This is a genomic window from Vibrio amylolyticus (assembly GCF_023145695.1).
Classification (GTDB): Bacteria; Pseudomonadota; Gammaproteobacteria; order Enterobacterales; family Vibrionaceae; genus Vibrio; species Vibrio amylolyticus.
Map to the genome: position 1 here is coordinate 426,708 of NZ_JAJHVV010000002.1, position 26,791 is coordinate 453,498.

23 protein-coding genes and 1 pseudogene are annotated in these 26,791 nt (G+C 43.6%); 21 read left to right on the forward strand and 3 right to left on the reverse strand.

The features are described from left to right. Positions 1-40: 40 nt before the first annotated feature. Positions 41-916, reverse strand: a complete 876-nt coding sequence (gene map / locus KP803_RS04790; RefSeq protein WP_248007693.1) for a type I methionyl aminopeptidase — start codon at positions 914-916, stop codon at positions 41-43. A 418-nt stretch (positions 917-1,334) separates the two neighbouring features. Between map and rpsB the strand changes: the two genes are divergently transcribed. The 21 genes from rpsB to KP803_RS04895 all read left to right on the forward strand — a co-directional run bounded on the left by rpsB (position 1,335) and on the right by KP803_RS04895 (position 24,424). Further along, the gene (gene rpsB, locus KP803_RS04795; RefSeq protein WP_248007694.1) at positions 1,335-2,066 is read left to right on the forward strand and encodes a 30S ribosomal protein S2; all 732 of its coding nucleotides are present in this window, start codon (positions 1,335-1,337) and stop codon (positions 2,064-2,066) included. A gap of 129 nt (positions 2,067-2,195) precedes the next feature. Beyond that, positions 2,196-3,041: a translation elongation factor Ts gene (gene tsf / locus KP803_RS04800; protein ID WP_248007695.1), complete on the forward strand. Its 846-nt coding sequence runs from the start codon at positions 2,196-2,198 to the stop codon at positions 3,039-3,041. A gap of 162 nt (positions 3,042-3,203) precedes the next feature. Then, complete coding sequence (gene pyrH, locus KP803_RS04805; protein ID WP_248007696.1) at positions 3,204-3,935, forward strand: UMP kinase; 732 nt, start codon at positions 3,204-3,206, stop codon at positions 3,933-3,935. A 129-nt stretch (positions 3,936-4,064) separates the two neighbouring features. Next, the gene (gene frr / locus KP803_RS04810; RefSeq protein WP_248007769.1) at positions 4,065-4,622 is read left to right on the forward strand and encodes a ribosome recycling factor; all 558 of its coding nucleotides are present in this window, start codon (positions 4,065-4,067) and stop codon (positions 4,620-4,622) included. A gap of 86 nt (positions 4,623-4,708) precedes the next feature. Then, complete coding sequence (gene uppS, locus KP803_RS04815; RefSeq protein WP_248007697.1) at positions 4,709-5,464, forward strand: undecaprenyl pyrophosphate synthase; 756 nt, start codon at positions 4,709-4,711, stop codon at positions 5,462-5,464. A 13-nt stretch (positions 5,465-5,477) separates the two neighbouring features. After that, positions 5,478-6,320 carry a phosphatidate cytidylyltransferase gene (locus KP803_RS04820; protein ID WP_248007698.1) on the forward strand — a complete coding sequence of 281 codons (843 nt, stop codon included), beginning with the start codon at positions 5,478-5,480 and terminating at the stop codon, positions 6,318-6,320. A gap of 155 nt (positions 6,321-6,475) precedes the next feature. Beyond that, positions 6,476-7,684, forward strand: coding sequence for a 1-deoxy-D-xylulose-5-phosphate reductoisomerase (ispC, locus tag KP803_RS04825; RefSeq protein ID WP_248007699.1), 1,209 nt, complete (start codon positions 6,476-6,478; stop codon positions 7,682-7,684). Next, on the forward strand, positions 7,681-9,039 hold the full coding sequence (gene rseP / locus KP803_RS04830) for a sigma E protease regulator RseP (RefSeq protein ID WP_248007700.1): 1,359 nt from the start codon (positions 7,681-7,683) through the stop codon (positions 9,037-9,039). Before ispC ends, rseP begins: the two co-directional genes overlap by 4 nt. 45 nt (positions 9,040-9,084) lie before the next feature. Beyond that, complete coding sequence (gene bamA / locus KP803_RS04835) at positions 9,085-11,499, forward strand: outer membrane protein assembly factor BamA (RefSeq protein WP_248007701.1); 2,415 nt, start codon at positions 9,085-9,087, stop codon at positions 11,497-11,499. 23 nt (positions 11,500-11,522) lie between these two features. Beyond that, the gene (locus KP803_RS04840; RefSeq protein WP_248007770.1) at positions 11,523-12,023 is read left to right on the forward strand and encodes an OmpH family outer membrane protein; all 501 of its coding nucleotides are present in this window, start codon (positions 11,523-11,525) and stop codon (positions 12,021-12,023) included. Position 12,024: 1 nt separating this feature from the next. Beyond that, positions 12,025-13,056, forward strand: coding sequence for a UDP-3-O-(3-hydroxymyristoyl)glucosamine N-acyltransferase (lpxD, locus tag KP803_RS04845; protein ID WP_248007702.1), 1,032 nt, complete (start codon positions 12,025-12,027; stop codon positions 13,054-13,056). A gap of 110 nt (positions 13,057-13,166) precedes the next feature. After that, positions 13,167-13,619, forward strand: a complete 453-nt coding sequence (fabZ, locus tag KP803_RS04850) for a 3-hydroxyacyl-ACP dehydratase FabZ (RefSeq protein WP_248007703.1) — start codon at positions 13,167-13,169, stop codon at positions 13,617-13,619. 1 nt (position 13,620) lies between these two features. Beyond that, on the forward strand, positions 13,621-14,409 hold the full coding sequence (gene lpxA, locus KP803_RS04855) for an acyl-ACP--UDP-N-acetylglucosamine O-acyltransferase (RefSeq protein ID WP_248007704.1): 789 nt from the start codon (positions 13,621-13,623) through the stop codon (positions 14,407-14,409). An 82-nt stretch (positions 14,410-14,491) separates the two neighbouring features. Beyond that, positions 14,492-15,655: a lipid-A-disaccharide synthase gene (gene lpxB / locus KP803_RS04860; protein WP_248007705.1), complete on the forward strand. Its 1,164-nt coding sequence runs from the start codon at positions 14,492-14,494 to the stop codon at positions 15,653-15,655. A 7-nt stretch (positions 15,656-15,662) separates the two neighbouring features. Next, on the forward strand, positions 15,663-16,304 hold the full coding sequence (gene rnhB, locus KP803_RS04865) for a ribonuclease HII (RefSeq protein ID WP_248007706.1): 642 nt from the start codon (positions 15,663-15,665) through the stop codon (positions 16,302-16,304). A gap of 205 nt (positions 16,305-16,509) precedes the next feature. Beyond that, a complete protein-coding gene (gene dnaE / locus KP803_RS04870; RefSeq protein WP_248007707.1) occupies positions 16,510-19,989 on the forward strand; it encodes a DNA polymerase III subunit alpha in 3,480 nt (1,159 codons plus the stop codon). 44 nt (positions 19,990-20,033) lie between these two features. Further along, positions 20,034-20,996: an acetyl-CoA carboxylase carboxyl transferase subunit alpha gene (accA, locus tag KP803_RS04875; protein WP_248007708.1), complete on the forward strand. Its 963-nt coding sequence runs from the start codon at positions 20,034-20,036 to the stop codon at positions 20,994-20,996. Positions 20,997-21,191: 195 nt separating this feature from the next. Next, the gene (gene tilS, locus KP803_RS04880; RefSeq protein WP_248007709.1) at positions 21,192-22,574 is read left to right on the forward strand and encodes a tRNA lysidine(34) synthetase TilS; all 1,383 of its coding nucleotides are present in this window, start codon (positions 21,192-21,194) and stop codon (positions 22,572-22,574) included. Between the two features lie 41 nt (positions 22,575-22,615). Continuing rightward, entirely contained in the window at positions 22,616-22,927 is a 312-nt protein-coding gene (locus KP803_RS04885) for a c-type cytochrome (RefSeq protein ID WP_248007710.1), read from the forward strand. A gap of 122 nt (positions 22,928-23,049) precedes the next feature. Beyond that, complete coding sequence (gene glnB / locus KP803_RS04890) at positions 23,050-23,388, forward strand: nitrogen regulatory protein P-II (RefSeq protein ID WP_198599315.1); 339 nt, start codon at positions 23,050-23,052, stop codon at positions 23,386-23,388. A 196-nt stretch (positions 23,389-23,584) separates the two neighbouring features. Beyond that, complete coding sequence (locus tag KP803_RS04895; RefSeq protein ID WP_248007711.1) at positions 23,585-24,424, forward strand: endonuclease/exonuclease/phosphatase family protein; 840 nt, start codon at positions 23,585-23,587, stop codon at positions 24,422-24,424. Positions 24,425-24,457: 33 nt separating this feature from the next. On the opposite strand, the gene KP803_RS04900 is transcribed toward KP803_RS04895, so the two are convergent. Both KP803_RS04900 and KP803_RS04905 read right to left on the reverse strand, forming a co-directional pair. Further along, positions 24,458-25,144 (reverse strand): YIP1 family protein, encoded by a 687-nt coding sequence (locus KP803_RS04900; protein ID WP_248007712.1) that lies wholly within the window; start codon positions 25,142-25,144, stop codon positions 24,458-24,460. Further along, a pseudogene (locus tag KP803_RS04905) lies at positions 25,141-26,559 on the reverse strand (LysM peptidoglycan-binding domain-containing protein); the annotation flags it as partial. The gene KP803_RS04900 and the pseudogene KP803_RS04905, both read right to left, overlap by 4 nt. Positions 26,560-26,791 lie beyond the last annotated feature (232 nt).

The following is a 26,791-nucleotide window of genomic DNA, read 5'->3' on the forward strand; positions in this document are numbered from 1 at the left end:
AGGGCGGTTATGAAACATCTCTTCTTCGACAAGGTGTGAATTAGTTTTTCATTAAGCGAGGAATGGTTTCATCACTGCGTAACGTTAGCACTTCGCAGCCTGTTGCGGTAACAAGAAGCGTATGTTCCCATTGAGCTGAGTTTTTTCCGTCGCCAGTGTAAACTGTCCAATCATCTTCAGCATCAACAGAGCAACCAAATTTACCTGCATTAATCATAGGTTCAATAGTAAAACAGTGACCTTCTTTCAGTACACGGCGGTCGCTATTTTTGTAATGCACGACTTGTGGTTCTTCATGGAATTCATTCCCAATACCGTGCCCACAGAAGTCTTTTACGATTGAGAACTTGTTACGTGGGTTCTTTTTATTGTTCTCTTTGATGTATTTCTCGATTGCTGTACCGATATCACCTACTGTTGCCCCTGGTTTTACTTTGCGCATTCCAACATAAAGTGCTTCTTGCGCGACCATGCAAAGGCGTTTGTCGGCAGGAGATACATCGCCAACAAGGAACATTTTAGAGGTGTCGCCGTGGTAGCCTTGTGGGCGAGTACTTAGATCAGCATTTTCATCATCTGGAATGATAACGGTGATGTCGACGTTAACAATGTCGCCATTCTTTAGTACTGCTGGTTTTAGCTGACCGTTACTGCCTTTCTCATCTTGTGACGCAGGGATTCCGTGGCACACAATATGATTAATCGAGGTACAAATTGACTTTGGGAAACCGTGATAATCAAGGGGAGCAGAATAAGCACCGCGTTCCATCGCATAATCATGGCAAATAGTGTTTAACTCATCGGTGGTGACGCCCTCTTTAATATGAGGTTCGATCATCTCTAGAATTTCAGCGGCCAGTTTTCCGGCTATACGCATTCTTTCAATTTCTTCTTGGGTTTTGATTTTTATAGACATTTGCGCTAATTCTCGACCAATTAATAGGAGCTATCGATAGTAATGAGTCGCATTCTATCAGGAAGTGTAAACAAAGTGTATTTGTCTAAAGACTCATATTTTCTACGTGTTTTCATATAGTCATAGTATATACCACAATGCTGAGACGGCTTAGAACGGATTTTTTACTAGCCATAGAGTGCGAAAATATGGTATAAAGCGCGCCGGAATAACGGTCAATTGTCTCTGATTCTCTAGCTCTGCTAGAAGTTGTCTGCGAGATTGATTGTTGTATTCCACACACTTTAATTTAAATCACACACATTCCGTCACATGTTCCGGGGTGCCTCAACAGTAAAACTATGTACATTAAGTAGATAGATGTTAGGGGTCGGAGTCATGGGGAGTGTGGAGGCCTAACCCCATAGAGGATTTTAAAATGGCAACTGTATCAATGCGCGATATGCTTAAAGCTGGTGTTCACTTCGGTCACCAAACTCGTTACTGGAACCCAAAAATGAAGCCATTCATCTTTGGTGCTCGTAACAAAGTTCATATCATCAACCTAGAAAAAACTGTACCAATGTTCAACGAAGCTCTAGCTGAACTAGCTAAAGTTGGCGAGAAGAAAGGTAAAGTTCTTTTTGTTGGTACTAAGCGCGCTGCGTCTGAAGCTGTTAAAGAAGCTGCTGTTGCAAGCAACCAGTTTTACGTTAACAACCGCTGGTTAGGCGGCATGCTAACAAACTACAAAACTGTTCGTCAGTCAATCAAACGTCTTAAAGAGCTAGAAGCTCAAGCTCAAGACGGTACATTTGATAAACTAACTAAGAAAGAAGCTCTAATGCGTACTCGTGAAATGGAGAAGCTAGAGAAATCACTTGGTGGTATCAAAGATATGGGCGGCCTACCTGACGCTCTATTCGTAATCGATGCTGATCACGAGCACATTGCAGTTAAAGAAGCTAACAACCTAGGTATCCCAGTTTACGCTGTAGTTGATACTAACTCTAACCCAGACGGCGTTGACTACATCATTCCTGGTAATGACGATGCAATCCGTGCAGTACAACTTTACCTAAACGCTGTTGCACAAACAGTTGTTGAAGGTCGTAACAAAGATGTTGCTGCTCTAGCGGGCGAGAAAGACGGTTTCGTAGAAGCTGAATAATAGCGGCTCTGAGCCATGCTAAATGGGTGCATCTTATAAAGTGTGCATCGATTGAGTATTAGTTAGCATCAGGGGCCCAATATTGGCCCCTGATTTTTACCTTATTTCGAATTAACTGAGGAATAGAGAATGGCAACTGTAACTGCTGCTCTAGTAAAAGAACTTCGTGAACGCACAGCTGCGGGCATGATGGAATGTAAAAAAGCACTTGTTGCTGCTGAAGGCGACATTGAGCTAGCGATTGAAAATATGCGTAAATCTGGCGCAGCGAAAGCAGCTAAAAAAGCTGGTAACGTTGCTGCTGAAGGCACAATCATCATTAAAGAAGAGGGCGGTGTTGCAGCTCTTCTTGAAGTAAACTGTCAAACAGACTTCGTAGCAAAAGATGCTGGTTTCCTAGCGTTTGCTGAAGAAGTAGCTGTTGCTGCTCTAGCTGAGCGTCTAGACATCGCTGCACTTCAAGCTAAGTTTGAGGAAGCACGTATTGCTCTAGTAACTAAGATTGGCGAAAACATCAGCATCCGTCGCGTAGAATACGTTGAAGGTGCTGCACTAGCTTCTTACCGTCACGGTGAGAAAATCGGTGTTGTTGTTGCTGGTGAAGGCGAAGCTGAAACACTTAAGCACGTTGCTATGCACGTTGCTGCTTCTAAGCCAGACTACTTGAAACCAACTGACGTACCTGCTGACGTTGTTGAGAAAGAGAAATCAGTTCAAGTTGAAATCGCGATGAACGAAGGCAAGCCAGCTGAAATCGCAGAGAAAATGGTTGTTGGCCGTATGAAGAAATTCACGGGTGAAATCTCTCTAACTGGTCAAGCTTTCATCATGGAGCCTAAGAAATCTGTTGGCGACATGCTAAAAGAGAAAGGCGCTACAGTAACTAACTTCGTTCGTCTAGAAGTTGGTGAAGGTATCGAGAAAGCAGCTGAAATGAGCTTTGCTGACGAAGTAGCAGCGGTTCAAAAAGGTTAATCCCTTTTCTGCTTAAATATTAGACCGTAGCCTAGGCTGCGGTCTTTTTACGACAAGCGCTTGATGATTTGCTGTGATCGATAAATATTGATGTTCTAAACTGCGTAGAATGTTTATCCATGACCGTTAATCAAAACTATCACTTTTTGGAAGGTAAACTCCATGACTACGAACCCTAAACCAGCGTATCAACGTATCCTGTTAAAACTGAGTGGCGAAGCGCTACAAGGCGAAGAAGGTTTTGGTATTGACCCTACAATCCTTGATCGTATGGCTCAAGAAGTAAAAGAATTGGTCGAACTTGGTGTTCAAGTTGGTGTCGTAATCGGCGGTGGTAACCTATTTAGAGGTGCAGGCCTTGCTGAAGCGGGTATGAACCGCGTTGTTGGTGACCATATGGGTATGCTTGCAACGGTAATGAATGGCCTTGCAATGCGTGATGCATTACACCGTGCTTACGTGAATGCTCGCGTTATGTCGGCTATCCCACTTAAAGGTGTATGTGATGATTACAACTGGGCTGACGCTATCAGCCAGTTACGTCATGGCCGTGTTGTGATCTTCTCAGCAGGTACAGGTAACCCATTCTTCACAACAGATTCAGCGGCGTGTTTACGAGGCATTGAAATTGAAGCAGACGTTGTACTAAAAGCAACGAAAGTAGACGGTGTGTTTACTGCGGATCCTGTCGCTAACCCTGATGCAGAGTTATATGATACTCTGTCGTACAACACGATTCTTGAAAAAGAACTCAAAGTGATGGATTTGGCTGCGTTTACACTAGCACGTGACCATAAAATGCCAATTCGTGTTTTCAATATGAATAAACCAGGCGCACTACGTCGCGTGGTAATGGGTGAAACAGAAGGCACATTAATCAGCGAATCTGAGTAATGTCCCGATGCCATTGCAGTTGAATTATTGTGATGGCAAATTTTGGTTTTGAACCAAAAACAGCTTAAACTAGAAAAGCTTAACCCAGAGCAGATTTCTTATACTAAGAACACATATCAAGGTGAAATTGTGATCAACGAAATTAAAACTGACGCGCAAGAGCGCATGGAAAAAAGTGTCGAAGCACTGAAGAACAACCTAATCAAGATTCGTACTGGTCGTGCACACCCAAGTTTGCTTTCTGGTCTTTCTGTAGAGTACTACGGAGCACCAACTCCGTTGAATCAAGTTGCTAACGTTGTTGCAGAAGATGCTCGTACTCTTGCTATTACAGTATTCGATCGTGAGCTTGCACCTAAAGTTGAAAAAGCAATCCTAACGTCTGATTTAGGTCTAAACCCTATGTCAGCAGGTACAGTTATTCGCGTACCACTTCCACCACTAACGGAAGAGCGTCGTAAAGACCTAGTTAAGATTGTACGTGGTGAAGCTGAAGGTGGTCGTGTTGCTATCCGTAATATTCGCCGTGATGCTAACGGTGATCTTAAAGGTCTTTTGAAAGATAAAGAGATTTCTGAAGATGAAGATCGTAAAGCACAAGACGAAATTCAAAAGCTGACTGACGCTGCTATTAAGAAAGTAGACGAGACGCTAGCTGCAAAAGAAAAAGAGTTAATGGAAGTATAATCATACTGTTTCATTGTCTTTTAAGCGCTGTGTTAAATGGCATAGCGCTTTCTTATATCTAACGCCCAACCCCCCGAACAACTTCTATGTCAAATACTCACTTATCATCCGAAGCCCTACCAAAACATATTGCCGTCATCATGGACGGAAATGGCCGATGGGCAGAAGCTCAAGGGAAACCGAGAGTCTTTGGGCATAAAAATGGCGTTGCTGCCGTTCGAAAGACCATAAGCAGTGCTGCTAGACTTGGTATCGAAGCCGTTACTCTGTTTGCTTTTAGTAGTGAAAATTGGCAACGACCAGAAGAAGAGGTTGGTGTGTTAATGGAGCTGTTTCTTACTGTTTTATCAACAGAGGTTAAGAAGCTTCATAAGAATAATCTTCGCTTACGAGTCATTGGCGATAAAAGCCGATTTAGTGAGCGTTTGCAGACAAAAATAGCTCAAGCAGAAGAAAAGACGTCAGCTAATAGCGGAATGGTAGTGAACATTGCGGCCAATTATGGTGGTAAGTGGGATATAGCCCAAGCAATGAAAACAATCGCGATTGAAGTCGAGCAGGGAAAACTAAGCTCTGACTCAATCAGTGAAGACCTGATTACCTCACACCTCTCTATGTCAGATATTCCTGCCGTTGATCTATTGATTCGCACAGGTGGAGAGTGTCGGATTAGTAATTTTATGTTATGGCAACTCGCTTATGCTGAGCTCTATTTTACCCCAATCTACTGGCCTGAGTTTGGTGAAGATAGCTTAATTGAAGCTGTGACTTGGTTTGTGAACCGTGAGCGACGTTTTGGTTGTACGGGAAATCAAATTAAAGCACTGATGGAAAATCAATAAAGGATTCATTAGTTTGAAGCAACGAATTATAACCGCACTTATTTTAGCTCCCATGGTTATTTTGGGGATTTTTGAGCTACCGCTGGCACTGTTTACTCTAGCTATCTTGGTCGTAACAGGGATAGGTTTCTGGGAGTGGACTCAATTTGTTGAACATAAAACTCGTATTCGAGCACTTGTACCCTCAGCGGTAGTGACCACGTTGAGTTTTCTGTTGATTTCAATAGACGCTTCGAGCCTCAATACTATACAGCCTATTCATTATTTCATTTTGGGTATTGGCGGCGCGTGGTGGATCTACTCAAGTGCTCTCGCAATTACTTACCCTAATTCCAGTAAGTCGTGGCAAGACTCCAACGTTTTGCGACACGCCTTCGGCATATTGACTCTACTCCCATTTTTATGGAGTGCTATTTTATTGAGAGCTCAAGGCATTGATGTTGATGAATATTATGGCGCTAAGCTTGTCTTGTTCGTGTGTTTAATCGTTTGGGCTGCAGACAGTGGCGCTTACTTCGCTGGTCGAGCTTTTGGTAAACGTAAGATGGCGCCATCAGTGAGCCCCAATAAAACGATCGAAGGTTTGATTGGCGGGATTATTACTGCAGTGATTATTGCTTGGTTTACCGCTCAATGGTTCAGTTTAGAGTTTTCTAGCCCAACCGTTATGATTGTGATTACCTTAGTAACGGTTGTTATTTCTGTACTTGGGGATTTGGTTGAGAGTATGTTTAAGCGAGTGTCTGGAATCAAAGACAGCAGCAATATCATTCCTGGCCATGGTGGGGTGCTTGATCGAATTGATAGCCTAACTGCTGCTTTTCCTGTGTTTGCTCTTCTATACTTTCTTTTTTAAAGTCGCGCTTTTAAAAAGTTCGGAATTAAAGAATAACATTTGATGGGTTATACGGAATCAATCGGTTATCGCGATGATACTTTGTCGCTTAGCTCTTTAAGCAATAATGAACCATCATATCAAATTACGGTTACAACTTAATTACGGTTACAATTATGCGCAAGCTAACAATTTTAGGTGCAACAGGTTCTATCGGTGCAAGCACCTTTAAAGTTGTTGAGCAAAACCCAGAGCAGTTCTCTATTGTTGCTCTTGCTGCGGGCAGCAATGTCGACAAAATGCTCCAGCTTTGTAAGAAATGGCAGCCTAAATTTGCTGTTATGGCCGATATTAATGCGGCTCAAAAGTTAAAAATAGCATTGGCCTCAACGCACCCCTCAATCGAAGTGCTGGCTGGACAGGAAGCGACTTGCCAAGTAGCAGAGTTAGCGGAAGTAGATACCGTGATGGCCGCGATAGTAGGCGCCGCCGGTCTTCTGCCAACCATGGCCGCTATCAAAGCCGGTAAAAGAGTATTACTTGCTAATAAAGAAGCATTAGTGATGTCTGGGCAACTGTTTGTTGATGCCGTGAAACAATATGGTGCAGAGCTTCTACCTGTCGATAGTGAACACAACGCAATATTCCAATGCTTACCAAGTGATATACAGACTAATTTAGGCCATTGCAGCCTTGATGAACATGGTATATCACATATCTTGCTAACCGGTTCTGGTGGTCCTTTTCGTTATAGCGAAATCGAGTCTCTTAAAGGTGTAACTCCAGAACAAGCGATAGCACATCCCAACTGGTCTATGGGGCCGAAAATTTCGGTGGACTCAGCAACGATGATGAACAAAGGCCTAGAGTACATTGAGGCTAAATGGTTATTTAACGCTGCTAAACCGCAATTAAAGGTGATCATTCATCCGCAATCGGTTATTCATTCAATGGTTCAGTATCGTGATGGTTCAGTTGTCGCACAAATGGGACAGCCAGATATGGCAACACCAATTGCATCGACCATGGCTTATCCAAAACGAGTCCCTTCTGGTGTTTCAGGTTTAGATTTTACTCAGCTAGGTGAGCTTACCTTTTTAGAGCCAGATTACGCACGTTATCCTTGTTTAAAGCTCGCGATTGATGCTTGCTTCGAGGGGCAACATATCACGACAGCGCTTAATGCGGCTAACGAGATTAATGTGGATGCTTTCTTACAAGGAAAACTCGGTTTTACGGATATCGCTCGAATTAATGAGATGGTGATGTCTAAAGTGTGCGCAACTGATTCTTATTCACAGCCCTTAGACTTGGAAAGCTTGCTTGAGGTGGATAAAATGGCGCGTCAAATGACAAATCAGATATTGAGAGAGTGTAAATTATGACTGGTATCCTGTGGAACTTTGCCTCTTTTGTTATCGCATTAGGTATCCTTGTCGCGGTGCATGAGTTTGGCCATTTTTGGGTTGCTCGTCGATGTGGTATCAAAGTCGAAAAGTTCTCTATTGGTTTTGGTAAATCACTCTGGAAGAAAGTCGGTAAAGATGGCACTGAATATAGCCTGTCGATGATACCTTTAGGTGGCTATGTCAAAATGGTTGATAGCCGTGTCGACGAACTTACGCCAGATCAGTATCACCTCGCCTTTGATAAAAAGCCCTTAATTCAGCGCACTGCTGTCGTTGCTGCTGGCCCTTTATTTAATTTTGCCTTCGCTATCTTTGCTTATTGGTTGGTCTTTTTAATTGGCGTTCCTGCGGTGAAGCCTGTGGTAGGTGAAGTGACCCCATATTCGATTGCAGCAGACGCGGGGTTAACTCCTGGTATGGAACTTACCGCAGTTGCTGGCGTCAAAACAGCGGACTGGGAATCGGTCAACATGGGCATCATTGCTCATATTGGTGATAAGCAGCTTACGTTAACCGTCGCAGATGAAAATCGAGTCGGCGTTGAAGAAACGAAGATTCTTGACTTAACCGAATGGAACTTTGATCCAGAAAAACAGTCTGCTATGGGGACGTTAGGTTTTCGCCCTTACACGCCTGCAGTATCGATGACATTGGCTAATGTCTCTGACGACGGAGCAGGAGCACAGGCTGGCTTGGAAGTGGGTGATACGTTAATTGCGGTTAATGGCGTTGATTTGAAAAATTGGCAAGAGCTGGTAGAGACAATCCAGAGCCACCCAAACCAGCCGATTGAGTTGAAGGTTGAACGAAATAACCAAATAGTGAATTTAGTCATTACGCCGAATAGTCGTAAAGATCATCAAGGAAACACCATAGGTTTTGCCGGAATTGGTTCGGAAGTCTCAGAATGGCCTGAAAAATATCGATTTGATCTCCAATATGGTGTATTTGAATCTATCGGTAAGTCGATTGAAAAGACGGGGCAAGTCATTGGATTAACCGCGACTATGCTGAAGAAGCTGGTGGTGGGTGATATTGGCTTAAATAACCTAAGTGGCCCAATTTCAATCGCTAAAGGCGCAGGTACCACCGCCGATTATGGCTTAGTGTACTTTTTAGGATTCTTAGCGTTAATTAGTATTAATTTGGGTATTATTAACTTAGTGCCTCTACCAATGCTTGATGGTGGACACCTACTATTTTTTGCTATCGAAGCAGTTATTCGTCGTCCCGTACCAGAGAAGGTACAAGAAATGGGTTTTCGAGTAGGTGGTGCAATTATTTTGTCAGTTATGGCAATCGCAATTTTTAATGATTTTTCTCGCCTGTAAGCAGGGCTCAGGTTGTAGTGCAGTAAAGGAATAACTTAAACAAATATGGCGATTAAAAAGATTCTATTTGCAACCTTGTTAGCGACAAGTGTTTCCGCAAATGGCGCAGAGAACTTTGTTGTTCAAGACATACAAATTGAAGGCTTACAGCGTGTTGCTCTTGGTGCAGCACTATTGCAGATGCCTGTTCGTATTGGTGATAACGTTGATAGTCAGAATGTCGCCGAGATCATAAAGTCTCTTTATGCTTCAGGTAACTTTGAAGATGTACAAGTTCTTCGTGACAATGATGTGTTGGTGATTCAAGTTAAAGAGCGACCAACCATCGCAAGTATCTCTTTTTCGGGCAACAAAGCGATCAAAGAAGAACAGCTTCAGCAGAACCTTGATGCCTCAGGTATTCGACAAGGTGAGGCGCTTGATCGTACTACGCTGTCAAACATCGAAAAAGGGTTGGAAGATTTCTATTACAGCGTAGGTAAATATAATGCGACGGTTCAAGCCGTTGTTACGCCTCTTCCACGTAATCGTTCAGACCTAAAATTTGTCTTTACTGAAGGTGTCTCTGCGAAAATTAAGCAGATTAACTTTATTGGTAATGAGGTTTTCAATGATAGAGAGCTAGTTGGCCGTTTCAATTTGAATGTTGATGTTGCCTGGTGGAACTTCCTTGCTGATGACAAGTATCAGAAGCAGGTATTGGCCGGTGATATTGAAGCACTTCGCTCATTTTATCTAGATCGCGGCTACTTGAAATTCCAAGTTGACTCAACACAGGTTGCGATCTCACCTGATAAAAAAGGTGTGTACATTACCCTTGGCCTTAATGAGGGCAATGCATATACCATCAAAGACGTCAATTTTCGTGGCGAGTTAATTGGTAAAAAATCAGAATTTGAAGAGATGGTGCCATTTGAAAATGGCTCGGTGTATAACGGCTCTTCAGTCACGCAACTTGAAGAAGAGATCAAGCGGGTTCTTGGTGAGGCAGGGTACGCCTATCCACAAGTTAGAACCATGCCAGAGTTCAATGATGAGACGAATGAAGTTTCACTGGTCATAAACGTTGAAGCCGGAAATAGAATCTATGTCCGTGATATTCGCTTTGTCGGTAACAACTCGACTCGTGATGAAGTCATGCGTCGTGAGATGCGTCAAATGGAAGGAAGCTGGCTCAACTCTAAGTCGATCGAGACGGGTAAATCGCGTCTTAACCGGTTAGGTTTCTTCGAGACTGTAGATGTTCAGACAGTTCGTGTCCCTGGCAGTGAAGACCAAGTTGATTTGGTCTACAACGTAAAAGAAGCGAACTCCGGTAGTATTAACTTTGGTGTTGGTTACGGCACTGAATCGGGTGTGAGTTTCCAAGTCGGACTACAGCAAGATAACTTCATCGGCTCAGGCAACCGAGTTGGTATCAACGCAATGATGAACGATTATCAAAAGAACATCAGCTTAGATTATCGTGACCCATATTGGACTCTCGACGGTGTGAGTCTTGGTGGTAAGGTCTTCTATAACGAATTTGAAGCCTCTGAAGCGGGCATTGTTGACTATACCAACGAAAGTTATGGCGCAAGTATGACACTGGGTAGCTGGGCGAATGAATTGAACTTCTTCGAACTTGGCGCTGGTTATACACATAACAAGATCGGTAACCTATCGCCTTACTTACAGGTAGAACAATTCCTAGCGTCTCAAGCGAGCAATATTGATAGCGATGGCGCATTGAATACCAATGACTTCGATATCAATATCTCTTGGACGCGTAACAATCTAAACCGTGGTTACTTCCCAACTGCAGGTAATCACCAACGTGCATTTTATAAAATGACCGTACCTGGCTCTGACGTTCAGTACTTTAAAGTGCAGTACGATATTAGGCAGTACTTCCCATTAACACAAAAACATGATTTTGCACTCTTGATGCGCGGTCGTTTGGGTTACGGTAATGGTTATGGTCAAACGGATGGGCAAGATAACTTGTTCCCGTTCTATGAGAACTACTACGCGGGTGGTTTTACTACCTTGCGTGGCTTTGGCTCTAACTCGGCAGGTCCTAAAGCGGTTTATCGTGATTACTCTGGTTCAAACAACGGTAATGATACGGCAACCGATGACTCAGTGGGTGGTAATGCGATTGCCTTAGCAAGTTTAGAGCTAATTGTTCCAACCCCATTTGCATCAGATGAAGTACGTAGCCAAATCCGTACCAGCTTCTTTGTGGATGCAGCAAGTGTTTGGGATACCGAGTTCGATTATCGAGATTCTGGTGCCGATTATGGTAGCCAGTATTACTACGACTACTCAGATCCAACCAATTATCGTGCGTCTTATGGCGTAGCATTACAATGGATGTCTCCGATGGGCCCTCTGGTCTTCTCATTGGCATCACCACTTAAGAGTTATGAAGGCGATGACAAAGAGACATTTACCTTCACAATTGGCAGAACCTTCTAATAAAGGAAACTATTTTGAAAAATATCATGAAAGCGGCTGGTGTTAGCCTTGTAGTATTAACTTCTTCAATGTTTGCACACGCTGCAGAAGCGGCTCAAAAAGTTGGTTATGTTAATTCAGCGCAAATCTTCCAAGCTCTGCCTCAACGTGAAGTTGTTCTGCAAAAAATGCAGGAAGAGTTCAAAGATAGAGCGGCGGAGCTTCAAGCGATTCAAGCTCAAGCTCAAACAAAAATGGAGAAGCTTCAGCGTGATGGTGAGCTGATGACAGCGGGTGAAGTGGATAAGCTTCGCGTAGAAATTAGCCAACTAGAGAGTAACTTCCAAATTAAAGGTAAGTCTCTAGAGAAAGCTTCTGCACGTCGTGAAGCGGAAGAGAAGCAAAAACTGTTCAAGCTTATTCAAGACGCAGTAACTAAGATTGCAGAGAAAGAAGGCTACGACTTAATCGTTGAAGCTCAGGCTCTTCAATACGCTAAGCCAGAGTTCAATATCTCTGAAAAAGTTATCGAATCACTGAAATAATATGAAGACATTAACTTTAGCCGAATTGGCAACCATCACGGGTGGTGAGCTACATGGAGATGGGAATCAAACCGTCTCCACCGTTGCTCCAATGGATAAAGCGGTAGAAGGTAGCGTTACCTTTTTATCTAACGTTAAATACGCAAAGCACTTGGCAGATTGTCATGCGACGGTTGTGATGCTTAAAGAAGCGCAGCGTGAGCACTTTCACGGTAATGCACTTGTTGTTGATGACCCTTATGTTGCTTTTGCGAAAGTCGCTCAGGCATTAGACACAACGCCAAAATCGGCTCACCAGATTGCTCCTTCTGCTGTGATTGCAGAAGACGCTGTCCTAGGCACTAATGTTTCTATTGGTGCTAATGCTACGATCGAGTCGGGTGTGACACTTGGTGATAATGTCACCATTGGTGCGGGTTGCTTTATTGGCAAAAACGCATCAATTGGTGGTAATAGCCAGTTATGGGCTAATGTTTCTGTTTATCACGAAGTTAATATTGGCAATGATTGTCTGATTCAAGCTAATACAGTGATTGGTGCCGATGGCTTTGGTTATGCCAATGAAAAAGGTGAGTGGATTAAAATCCCTCAACTAGGGACTGTCCGCATTGGTAACCGCGTTGAAATTGGCGCATGTACGACCATTGATCGCGGTGCACTAGAAGATACGGTTATCGAAGATAATGTTATCATTGATAACCAAATTCAGATCGCTCATAACGTGCACATCGGATATGGTACGGCGATGGCTGGTGGTACGATTGTCGCAGGCAGCACAACAATCGGTAAATACTGCATCATTGGTGGTGGTACGGTTATTAATGGCCATATCGAGATTGTTGATGGTGTGACGATAACCGGTATGGGCATGGTGATGAGAGGTATTTCCGAAAAAGGAATGTACTCCTCTGGTATCCCATTACAGCCGAATAAAGAGTGGCGGAAAACCGCAACGCGTGTTCATCGTATTGATGACATGAACAAGCGATTAAAAGCCGTTGAGAAACAATTAACACCGAAAGCGGAATCCTAATTCCAACTTTCTTTTAAAAGGCTCGCGAAAAGCGAGTCTTTTTCGTCTATCATATTGAACAATAATGACTGACAACATTTTTTATAGCTTTACGACATAGGAATATGACTTTGACTAGTGAAAACAAAACGATGAACATTACTGAAATTCAGGAGTTACTTCCTCATCGCTACCCATTCTTACTAATTGATCGTGTGACTGATTATGAAGAAGAGAAGCACTTAACTGCGATTAAAAACGTATCAGTAAACGAGCCACAGTTCACCGGTCATTTCCCTCAGCTACCTGTCTTTCCAGGTGTATTGATCTTAGAAGCGATGGCACAAGCAACAGGTCTTCTGGGCTTTAAATCGTTTGGTGCTCCGGCAGATAATGAGCTTTACTACTTTGCTAGTGTTGATAAAGCAAAGTTTCGTAAACCAGTAGTACCTGGTGACCAAATGGTTATCAAGGTTGAATTTATTAAAGAGCGTCGCGGTATTGCGGCCTTTAATGGTGTAGCAACAGTTGACGACGAAGTTGTCTGTTCTGCAGAGCTAAAATGTGCTCGTCGAGAGTTCTAATATGATTCACGAATCCGCAAAAATTCACCCATCAGCAGTGATTGAAGGTGATGTAACGATTGAAGCGAACGTTACGGTAGGGCCGTTTACCTATATTTCAGGTAATGTAACGATTGGCGAGAACACCGAAGTGATGTCGCACATTGTCATCAAAGGTAATACGACGATAGGCAAAGATAACCGAATCTTTCCCTACGCCATTATCGGCGAAGAGAACCAAGATAAGAAATATGGCGGGGAAGCGACAACGGTAGTTGTTGGTGATCGCAACGTTATTCGCGAAAGTGTTCAGATCCACCGTGGAACGACGCAAGATAAAGCGACCACCGTTATTGGCGATGATAACTTACTTTGCGTAAACGCTCATATTGCTCACGATGTGATTGTTGGTAATCATACTCACATTGGCAATAACGCTATTTTAGGCGGGCATGTCACAGTGGGTGATTACGCCGGTGTGATGGCATTATCCGCAATTCACCCTTTCTGTTCGATTGGTGCGTACGCTTACATCGGTGGCTGTTCAGCTGTGGTTCAAGACGTTCTACCGTATGTATTGGCTCAAGGTAACCATGCGACTCCGTTTGGGTTAAATTTGGTTGGCTTGAAACGTAATGGCTTTGAGAGAACGGAAATTCGAGCTCTGCAAAAGGCATACAAAGAGATCTACCGTACGGGTAAAACGCTAGAAGAAGCAAAACCGATTCTGGCGGAAATGGCCAGCGAGTTCGCTTCTGTCCAGCCAATGATTGATATGTTAGAGAGCTCAGAGCGTGGCATTATTCGCTAACGAGTGCTGCTAAGAGTAAATGAAAGATCGCTATTATTTAGCGATCTTTTTTGTTTTAAGAATACAGGAATGTAGGTGCACCATGTCGCAAGAAAAGTTACCACAATCGAGTAAACCTTTGAGAATTGGCATCGTTGCAGGAGAGTTATCCGGTGATACTTTAGGTGAAGGTTTTATTCGATCAATAAAGAGCCAGTACCCGAATGCCGAATTTGTCGGCATTGGTGGGCCAAAAATGATTGCTCAAGGTTGTGAGTCTCTATTTGATATGGAAGAGCTTGCGGTCATGGGGTTAGTGGAAGTTCTTGGTCGATTGCGTCGCCTGCTGAGTGTTAAAAAACAATTGGTGGAGTATTTTAAGCAAAACCCTGTCGATGTGTTTGTCGGTATCGATGCGCCAGACTTTAATCTAAGGCTTGAAAAAACACTCAAAGATAATGGTATCAAAACCGTGCATTATGTCAGCCCTTCAGTGTGGGCTTGGCGTCCAAAGCGTATTTTTAAAATTGATGCGGCAACGGATCTCGTGTTGGCATTTTTGCCCTTTGAAAAAGCCTTTTACGATAAGTACAACGTCGCATGCGAATTTATTGGTCACACACTGGCTGATGCTATTCCATTAGAAACAGATAAATCGAAAGCTCGGGAGCTACTAGGCTTAGAGCAAAAACGTCAATGGCTTGCTGTTCTACCTGGTAGTCGTGGAGGCGAGGTGGGACTGATTGCTAAACCGTTTATTGAAACTTGTCAGCGCATCCATAAAAAGTACCCTGATATGGGCTTTGTCGTCGCAGCAGTGAATAAGAAGCGCCGAGAGCAATTCGAAACTATCTGGAAAGAGACCGCACCAGAATTGGAGTTTGTCATTATTGAGGATACCGCCCGCAATGTGATGACGGCTTCTGACGCCGTGTTACTTGCATCTGGTACCGTTGCACTTGAGTGTATGCTGGTGAAGCGCCCTATGGTAGTAGGCTACCAGGTGAATAAACTGACAGGCTGGATTGCGCAAAAGCTCTCAATAACAGAGTTTGTCTCTTTGCCTAACGTCTTAGCGGGTAAAGAGCTTGTGAAAGAGTTCATTCAAGAACAGTGTCATCCTGATTTTCTTTACCCTGCAATGGAAAAGGTACTGGAGAGTGACAATTCTGAACTGATTGAAAAATTTACTGAAATGCATCAGTGGATTCAAAAAGACGCCGACCAACAAGCCGCGAATGCGGTGCTGAAGTTAATTGAGAGATAGAGTTACGATGACTGGTAAAACGATGACTGGAAAAAAAACGGACAAAAAGGAGCTTCCCCCTTTTGAATATCCGTTGGGCTATCAATATATTGCAGGCGTTGATGAAGTTGGTCGTGGGCCTTTGGTCGGGGATGTCGTTACGGCAGCCGTCATTCTTGATCCAAATAACCCAATTGAAGGATTAAACGACTCTAAAAAGCTTTCAGAGAAAAAGCGCTTAGCGCTATTACCTGAAATAAAAGAGAAAGCGCTCGCATGGGCTGTCGGTCGTTGCTCTCCGGAAGAAATTGACGAGCTTAATATCTTACAAGCGACGATGGTTGCAATGCAGCGCGCGGTGGCTGGTCTTACTATTCAACCGGATCTCACGCTTATTGACGGGAATAGAGTGCCAAAACTATCGATGGATGCTCAGGCTGTGGTTAAGGGCGATCTTCGTGTGGCTGAAATAAGTGCCGCCTCTATTATTGCTAAAGTGGTTCGAGACCAAGAGATGGAAGAGTTAGACAAAATTCACCCTCAATTCGGCTTTGCGAAACACAAAGGCTACCCAACCAAAGCGCACTTTGCTGCCATTGAAGAATTCGGTGTCATTAAAGAGCATCGAAAAAGCTTTAAGCCTGTGAAAAGAGTACTTGGCATTGAGTAACCCAAAAACCACAATGATAAGCAATCAAATAGTTAAGCAATAAAATAGCTCAGATAAATAGTAAGGGCAGAGTCACTCTCTGCCTGATTAAATCAGCGCAACACTTTATTCCTTCCGCTATTAACGTAAAATGGCGTCAGCGAATACCCAATATGTTATCAACGGCGTCTAAAATTTTGAATTGATGTCGCTTAGGAACCCATTCATGTCAGATCCAAAGTTTATTCATCTTCGTGTTCATAGTGACTTTTCAATGGTCGATGGCTTGTCAAAAGTCCCGCCATTGGTAAAAAAAGTGGCGGAAATGGGCATGCCAGCAATGGCACTGACAGATTTCACCAACTTATGTGGCCTAGTCAAATTCTACGGTACGGCACATAACTGTGGCATTAAACCGATTATTGGCACTGACTTTCTAGTCCAATCTAAAGAGTTTGGTGACGAGTTCTCAAGGCTAACCATCCTAGCGTTCAATAATATCGGTTATAAAAACTTAACGCTGTTGATATCAAAAGCGTACTTGCGTGGACAGGTGCTACACCAAACTGTCATCGATAAAGAGTGGCTTGTAGAGCTTTCAGAAGGCCTTATTATCCTATCTGGAGGAAAAAGTGGCGAGATAGGTAAGGCGTTACTTAAAGGTAATAATGAGCTTGTTGAAGAGTGTGTGACTTTCTATAAAACACACTTTGAAGATCGTTTCTATCTAGAGCTAAGCCGCACTGGTCGAGTTGACGAGGAAACTTACCTTCATTTTGCAGTTGAACTTGCTGAGCAGCGCGATCTTCCAGTTGTCGCTACCAATGAAGTTGTATTTCTGACAGAAGATTTATTCGAAGCGCACGAAATTAGAGTCGCGATTCATGATGGTTTTACCTTAGAAGATCCACGACGTCCTAAGAACTACAGTGCTCAGCAGTACCTTCGCAGTGAAGAAGAGATGTGTGAGCTATTTGCTGATATCCCTGAAGCTCTACAAAACAGCGTTGAGATTGCTAAGCGTTGTAATGTTACCGTCCGCCTTGGCGAGTATTTTCTACCAAACTTCCCGACGGAAGGGCTGAAAATTGAAGACTTCCTGATCAAAAAATCCCAGGAAGGGCTAGAGCGCAGACTGGCATTCCTATTTCCAGACGAAGCAGTGCGTGCAGAGAAACGCCCTGCTTATGATGAACGTTTGCAGATTGAGCTTGAAGTTGTTAATAACATGGGCTTTCCCGGTTACTTCCTGATCGTAATGGAATTTATCCAGTGGTCAAAAGATAACGATGTGCCTGTTGGCCCAGGTCGAGGATCCGGTGCAGGTTCCTTAGTGGCATACGCACTCGATATAACCGATCTCGATCCTCTAGAGTATGATTTGCTGTTCGAACGATTTTTGAACCCTGAACGTGTCTCGATGCCCGATTTCGATATCGATTTCTGTATGGATAAACGTGATCAGGTTATTGATCACGTAGCTGAGATGTACGGTCGTGATGCGGTATCTCAGATCATCACGTTTGGTACCATGGCAGCGAAAGCCGTTATTCGAGATGTTGGCCGTGTACTTGGTCACCCATTCGGGTTTGTTGATCGCCTTTCAAAGCTTATTCCGCCAGATCCGGGAATGACGCTCACTAAGGCGTTTGATGCTGAGCCTGCACTACCAGAACTCTACAATAACGATGATGAAGTTAAAGAGCTTATCGATAAGTGTCGTATTTTAGAAGGGTGTACGCGAAATGCGGGTAAGCATGCGGGTGGTGTTGTTATATCACCGACCACCATTACCGATTTTGCGCCCATTTATGCAGATTCAGAGGGTAACTTCCCGGTTACTCAGTTTGATAAAAATGACGTAGAAACGGCAGGGTTGGTTAAGTTCGACTTCTTAGGGCTGCGAACGCTGACCATCATCGACTGGGCGCTTGGATTAGTTAACCCTCGCCTTAAAAAAGAGGGCAAAGACCCAGTACGAATTGAATCAATCCCGCTTGATGATCAAGCTTCATTCGATTTGCTACAAAATTCGGAAACAACCGCGGTATTCCAGCTTGAATCTCGCGGGATGAAAGATCTGATCAAACGACTTCAACCGGACTGTTTTGAAGATATCATCGCACTGGTAGCACTATTTCGTCCGGGTCCATTGCAATCAGGCATGGTTGATAACTTTATCGACCGTAAGCATGGTCGTGAAGCGGTATCTTATCCTGATGAAACGTGGCAGCACGATTCGCTAAAAGAGACGTTAGAACCGACTTACGGCATTATTTTATACCAAGAACAAGTAATGCAGATCGCGCAGATCTTAGCGGGTTATACACTCGGTGGGGCCGATATGCTTCGTCGTGCGATGGGTAAGAAAAAACCAGAAGAGATGGCAAAGCAGCGTGGCACCTTTAAAGAGGGCGCGATAGCTAACGGTGTCGATGGCGAGCTGTCGATGAAAATCTTCGACTTAGTAGAAAAGTTCGCGGGTTATGGCTTTAACAAATCGCACTCTGCGGCTTATGCATTAGTTTCTTATCAAACATTATGGTTAAAAACCCATTACCCTGCTGAATTCATGGCAGCGGTAATGACGGCGGATATGGATAACACTGAGAAAGTGATTGGCTTGGTGGATGAATGTATTCGCATGAAGCTAAAATTACTTCCACCTGACATCAACGCAGGCCTTTATCGCTTCAATGTGGATGAAACTGGCGCGATTGTATACGGTATTGGTGCTATTAAAGGGGTTGGTGAAGGACCAATCGAAGCGATTTTAGAGGCGCGCAATAACGGTGGTCACTTTAAAGATCTGTTTGATTTCTGTGCTCGTATTGACTTAAAACGGGTTAATAAGCGTGTGATCGAAAAGCTTATTTACGCTGGAGCGTTAGACAGACTGGGACCACACCGAGCGGCACTCATGGCATCACTAAAAGATGCTGTAAAAGGAGCAAGCCAACATCACCAAGCTGAAGCGTTTGGTCAAGGTGATATGTTTGGTGTTCTAACCGAAGAAGCCGATGTTATTGAGACCAAGTACACTAAAGTCGATCCTTGGCCTGAAAAGGTGTGGTTAGAGGGAGAAAGAGATACACTAGGTCTGTATTTAACTGGTCACCCAATTAACGCCTATTTGAAAGAGCTGGCTAAGTACACCAGTTGTCGATTAAAAGACGCGACACCAACAAGACGTGATCAATCCGTTTCGATTGCAGGGTTAGTCATTGCTGCTAGAGTCATGACCACCAAACGTGGCACTCGTATTGGTTTGATGACGATTGATGACCGTTCTGGTCGTATGGAAGTGATGTTATACTCCGATGCGCTCGATCGGTACGCAGAATTGTTAGAAAAAGATAAAATATTGGTGATTTCGGGACAGGTCAGCTTTGATGATTTCAATGGTGGTCTTAAAATGTCCGCGCGCGAAGTTTTGGATCTAGGAACCGCCCGAGAAAAATATGCTCGAGGTCTATCCGTTTCTATTAACGAATCCCAAATAAATAATCAATTTTTTGAGCGCTTTAGCCAAATTCTAGAGCCTCACCGAGCAGGGACTGTCCCTGTCAATATATATTACCAACGACCAGATGCTCGAGCTCGACTCACGCTCGGCACCGAATGGCGAGTAACGCCAAGTGATATATTAATAGACGAATTGAAACAGCTACTTGGTCGTACCCAAGTAGAACTCGAATTTAACTAAAATTTAGCTCAATTGAAGAAGCTAAGTAGATAAAGGATCAATAGATGAGCCTCAACTTTCTTGAATTTGAAAAGCCAATTGCTGAACTAGAAGCAAAAATTGAAGCTTTACGTGATGTATCTCGCCATGGAGGTGATACAGCCGTTGATTTAGATAAAGAAATTCAGCAGCTTGAAAAGAAAAGTTTAGAGCTGAAAAAGAAGATTTTTAGTGATCTTGGTGCGTGGGAAACGGCTCAGTTAGCTCGTCATCCACAACGCCCTTACACTTTGAACTATGTTGAAAGTGTATTTACGGAATTTGAAGAACTAGCTGGTGATAGAGCTTTCGCTGACGATAAAGCTATTGTTGGTGGTATCGCTCGCCTAGAAGGCCGTCCTGTGATGGTTATTGGTCATCAAAAAGGTCGCGAGACCAAAGAAAAGGTTAAGCGTAACTTTGGTATGCCTAAACCAGAAGGCTACCGTAAAGCACTTCGTCTGATGGAAATGGCTGAGCGTTTTAAGATGCCAATCATTACGTTTATCGATACAGCGGGTGCATACCCAGGTGTTGGTGCTGAAGAACGTGGGCAGTCTGAGGCGATTGCGAAAAACTTAAAAGTGATGGCTGGTTTAAAAGTACCGGTTATTTGTAATGTTGTCGGTGAAGGCGGCTCTGGTGGTGCATTGGCTATCGGTGTGGGCGATTACGTAAACATGCTTCAGTACTCAACGTACTCTGTAATTTCACCAGAAGGTTGTGCTTCAATTTTATGGCGAGATTCAGACAAAGCCCCACAAGCTGCTGAAGCTATGGGCCTTATCGCACCACGCCTAAAAGAGCTTGAGCTGATTGATGAGATCATTGAAGAGCCACTAGGCGGCGCGCACCGTGACTACGCAGAAGTGTCACAGAACATTAAAGCAACACTGATGAAGCAGCTTGAAGAACTAGAACAGTTTGACAATGAGTCTCTGCTTGAGCGTCGTTACCAACGCCTAATGAGCTACGGTTACTGTAGCTAATAAAGCCGCTAGTTACTTGCGTTGTTTGTTTGCGTTAATTATTTGCGCTAGTTACTGACAAGCCAAGGCTGGTTAAGTAACCAAAGTTGTTTATTGCAAAGAGCTAATGAGTTAGCTCTTTTTTTATATCTGATATTTGGTGCTGTAGAGCGGTTGAAGTAAAATGAAGCTCATTAACACGATTAGAGTATTTTGATGACCCAACTATTGTCACTTTTTTCTCGAGTTATCGAGGAAAACCTAAAAGCCAATTCACGCATTACCCTCGGCTTAAGTGGCGGCATGGATTCTCGAGTGTTGCTTGAATTGCTGAGCCAATATAGAGAGACTGCCGAGGTCGATTGCCGGGCTGTGTATGTTCACCATGGTTTGAGTGACAATGCGGACGACTGGGCAACTCAATGTCAACGTTGGTGTCATCGGCTAAATATCCCTTTCTTTGTTGAATATGTCTCGTTGGACCGTGAAAGTGGGCAAAGCCTAGAGAAACTAGCACGAGATGCTCGCTATCAAGCGTTAAAGCACTATATCGGTGACAATGATTTGCTTTTAACGGGCCAACATAGTGATGATCAAATAGAAACTTTCCTACTTGCGCTTAAGCGAGGCAGTGGCCCTAAGGGGCTATCGTCAATGGGCGAATCGTTACCGTTTTATTCGGGCCGTCAGGTTCGTCCTCTTTTAAGTGCAACTAGACAACAGATTAGTGAATTTGCTAAAAAGCAGGGTCTAGATTGGATTGAAGATGAAAGCAATCAAGACAGCCGATTTGATCGAAACTTTATTCGACATTCTATTACGCCTCCGTTGGTTGAACGTTGGCCCTCTTTTCATCAATCAGTCCAGCGAAGTGCCGCACTATGTGCTGAACAGGAGACATTACTTGATGAACTTTTAAGCCCTATCCTTGATGCGATAATGGGGGAGAAGAGCCCCTTAACGCTTCCGCCTTTGAATATTGCATCACTATTAAAACAAAGTGTGCTTGCACAGCAGCACCTTATTCGTATGTGGTTTGAACGCTGTGGATTTCTTATGCCCAGTCGCCAGCACCTAGAGTTAATTATCGAACAGATTATTGGCGCACAACAAGACGCTAACCCACAGCTTAACGTTGCTGGTGGTCAAGTGAGACGGTTTAACCAATACTTATATTTAATCCGCAAAATGGCGGATATCACAGCGTGGAAAGGAAGACTCAAAACGAATGAACCACTGTTGCTTCCTGATGGACTTGGAGAGCTCATAATCTGTGAGCCTCATTTGGAAAAATCATCTCAATCAACGGACTTAAAAGAGTGTTCTCATTCAATCTCAATTCGAAGTGTCAGTGGTGATCTGGATGTTATTTTTGAGCCTCAAGGATTGTCAGCGCACCCAGTGTCACGTAATCATAGTCGCAAGCTTAAAAAACTATTCCAAGAATATAGTGTTCCGAGCTGGCAAAGGCGCAGAATACCCATATTAATGAATGAAAATCGAGTTGTTGCTGTGTTGGGACTGTTTGTAGATAAAGAGTACCAAGGGCAAGATTGTGAAGTTATGTGGAACAATCATTCTGATTTTGTGTACAATTAGCCGAGCTAGAAGTCACATTAAAATAAGAACAGGGAAAAGCAATGAAAAACGTAGCAATTGGATTAATCTTAGGAATGGGTTTATTTAGCGGTCAGGCTCTTGCTGGCGACGCGGTAGCAGGTAAAGCTAAAGCAGCAATTTGCGCGGCGTGTCATGGCGCTGATGGCATCGCAATGATCCCAGGGTATCCTCACCTCAAAGGACAAAATGAGCAATACCTGATCTCTTCTCTTAACGCATACAAAAATAAAGAGCGTAATGGTGGTAATGCTGCCGTTATGCAACCTCAAGCAAGCATTCTGAGTGATGAAGACATCGCTAACCTAGCGGCTTATTACTCAAGCTTGAAGTAGTTAGATTTATTAACGAAAGCCCGAGCCTGTTGCTTGGGCTTTTTATTAGCCACTCTCTCGTGTATTGATTGTTGGTTTTAGCTAGTCAATAATAAGTAAGTTATTGACCTTAAGGGATGAAGATGAAAAAAATTGAAGCGATTATTAAGCCATTTAAATTAGACGATGTTCGTGAAGCATTAGCTGAAGTCGGCATTACAGGAATGACAGTTTCTGAAGTAAAAGGTTTTGGTCGTCAAAAGGGTCACACTGAACTTTACCGTGGTGCAGAGTACATGGTTGATTTCTTACCTAAAGTAAAACTTGAAATTGTCGTGACGGATGATGTTGCTGAGCAGTGTGTTGACTCTATTATTGAAACAGCGCAAACCGGTAAGATTGGTGACGGAAAAATCTTTATCACAGATGTTGAACGTGTCGTGCGAATTCGTACTGGCGAAGAAGATGAAGATGCAATCTAAGGGGCCATTTGGCTCCTTTATTTTATTGATTTAGAAGGGGGGCGTTCTAATCCCTTCTGTGCTTTTTGTTACTAGCAGGATTGGTTTTTCTATTCACCTTGTTCATACTTTCCCCTAAAAGTAGGTTAGTTATCTGGTCTGATTTTCTTTGCTACTCCCTGTTTTTAAAATTAGTCACCTATTGAAATTAAGGTCTATGAAACAACAATATTTACTCATGTTAACGTTAGTGCTTGCTCTTGTTGGAACAGCCTCAACATATTCGATATTTTCAGTTTCAGATCAACCTAGCGTGACTAAGGTTGACTCAACGACGTCTTCGACGCTTCAGTGCCATAAGGAATCAGTAACACAAGCGATAGATAGTGACGGAGGGTTGGAGGTGCTAGTGTGGAATATCTATAAGCAAAATCGACCTAATTGGCAACAAGCACTCAATACCCTTTCAAGCACGAGTAACCTTATCCTTTTGCAAGAGGCAAGTATGACAGAGTCACTTAAGCGATGGGTATTGGATAAAAAGTGGCAAGGGAATCAAGTTGAAGCATTTAAGGCGTTTGACGTTTCATCGGGCGTTTTGACTCTTGCATCATACTCTCCATCCATCGCTTGTGCTTATTTAGAGGTAGAGCCTTGGTTACGCCTACCTAAATCGGCTCTCTATTCTTTGTACGCCTTGTCTAATGGTGAAGAACTCGCGGTGGTTAATATTCATGCTGTGAATTTTACTTATGGCGTCGAGGAGTATCGTCAGCAATTAAAAGTATTAGCAGAAGAGTTAGACACACATAAAGGGCCGATAATATTTGCTGGGGACTTTAATAGCTGGAATGAGGAACGAATGGCGGAAATGGGGCTGGTGATAGATCGTTTGGCGTTAAAAACGGTGCATTTTTCTCCGGATAATAGAACCGAATTCATTAATGGGTTAGCGCTTGATCACCTGTTTTACCGTGGTCTTACGTTAGAAACAGCAGAAGCACCGACAAGCGATGCTTCTGATCATAACCCATTAATTGTGCGCTTTATGTTATAGAGCCACTTAATGCGCTTTATTCTTGGCTAAACATTATGTTAACGCGATGAAAGCCGCCCAAATGGTAAAGTAACCCAACCAAGGCAGTGCTGAAATTACAAGGGCTTGGCCTCGTTCGAACTCTGTCCATGTTAGGACAGCTGCGTAACCGAGTACGATATACCAAGGCAGAAGTAGGGGTACAGAGCTAGCAAATTGAGACCAATCATGAGTGAGTGGTAACTTAATCAGGCCATTTAGGCTATTGAGATCAGCGGCATAAACCATAACTTGCCCATGCTTGAGTAGCGCACTGGCATAACTCGCAAAATCACCAATGACTGCTGGGAACATAATTACCGAGCTGGCAGCAAACCAACGCCAGAAACCCTGAGGCTGTTGGCTGCTTTTGGTAGCAAGATTAAACCAAAATGCCAACATGAAAATGGTACCAGTACGACCCATAATGTCGGTGATGATTTCACTGGCCATGAGTGTGTTTGCATCAAGCAATTCCAGTTGTTCTGGGTTTGTTTGAGCTAGCTGAATCGATAACTCAGCAAAGAGCCACTCGACATTGACCATATCAAAGTAAGCGCCCCAAAATAAGAAGGGGCTTAGGATCAAAAACAGGTAGGGTTGCCATCCCCAAACAGCATGCTTGTGTAGAGTCAGAAACGCTGAAGATGGCGATCGGAATATATCTACAAGCATAATCAAAGGGTTACTAGAAGGGATCATACGCTAACCTTAGTCACATCGACATACAGTTTCAATTTCTGACCTGGCTGTAGGTAGTTGCCTTTATTCAATGCATTCCATTTTACGATATCGTTACTTCTTACTTTAAACTTACTTGCAATGCCACTGATCGTGTCTCCTGAACGAACTTTATAGAAAACGGTTCGAATAATCGCGCCATCGGCCCCATTCTTCCAAATTACCAGTTCTTGACCGATACGCAGTGTATCTCGAGGCCCCATCCCATTCCATTTAGCCAAAGATTGATGAGAAACCTTATTCGCTCTCGCGATGGTCCAAAGACTGTCCCCGCTCGCGACGGTATGAGTCAGCTTATATTGCCCTCTTGCACGTGATTGTGTTTGAGCTAGGCGATTCGCAGAACTCAACGCATACGCTTTTTCATCTTGAGTGGAGGTTGGAATCATCAGGTGCTGACCGACACGAATACTATGATTTGGCAGATTATTGGCTGTCTGTATAACACGCGTTGTCGTGTTGTATTTTTGCGCTAAAACACTCAAGGAATCACCAGATTGAACTTGGTAACGGACGAGTCGCATTCCTTTGCCACGGTTCTCTTCAACTTTTTGATTGAAAGACTCAACCGAGTCGATAGGAAGTAACAGCTGTTGATGATTGTCGGGCGCAGTTGCCCACTGATTGTAAGCTGGGTTTAAGCTTTGTAACTGCTTAACTGTGATATTGGCGTAGTCAGCGGCAATGGCGAGATCGAGTTGCTCATTCGGTTGTACCAATTCAACGACGGGTGTGTTTGAAATAGCAGGGATTTCGATACCGTACTTCTCTTGATTAGCGATAATGTCGGCCAAGGCGAGCAGTTTAGGTACATAACCACTGGTCTCTTTTGGTAAATCCAGTGAGAAAAAGTCAGTTGGCTTACCCAAGTTGCGGTTTTTTCTGATCGCGCTATTAACACGGCCACCACCACTGTTATAAGCGGCGATTGCGTTATTCCAATCACCATCGAATCGATTGTTTAAGCGGTTTAGGTAGGTGAGAGCAGCATCGGTTGCGGCAACTACATCTCGGCGGCCATCGTACCAAAAGTTTTGTTCAAGACCAAAGTACTCACCAGTAGCAGGGACGAACTGCCAAAGACCTGCAGCACTGCCATGTGAGTACGCAAAAGCATCAAAGGAGCTTTCAACAATAGGGAGCAGAGCTAGCTCGAGTGGGAGTTCTCTTTTCTCAATTTCTTCAACAATCAGATATAAGAAAGGTTCAGCTCGACGAGATACGGTTCTTAGGTGACTAGGGTGTTTGAGATACCAAGTACGGTAGTAGTCAACGCTTTTATGCTCAGGGGTATCCATGTAAAGCTGCATACCAATGCGCTTCCAGACATCATCCTGAGTTTGAGGTGTCACTTCGGGAGTTGGCTCAACATCCGGCGTGGTAGGTGTTAGCTCTGTATTATCTTCACCAGGAGTAGGGGTGACTGTAACCTCTTCGTTAGGTTGTGAGGTTGTTGACTCATCCGTTGTTGATGATGAGTCTGATGGCTGGGTTAGTTGGCAACCGGTTAGTAACAGTGCTAAAACCCAGCTGTATTGTACTCGCATGTAACAGCCCTTTTTAAAATCAGCTGCTGATAATACTGGTCTGTCCCTGTTTGTGACAAGT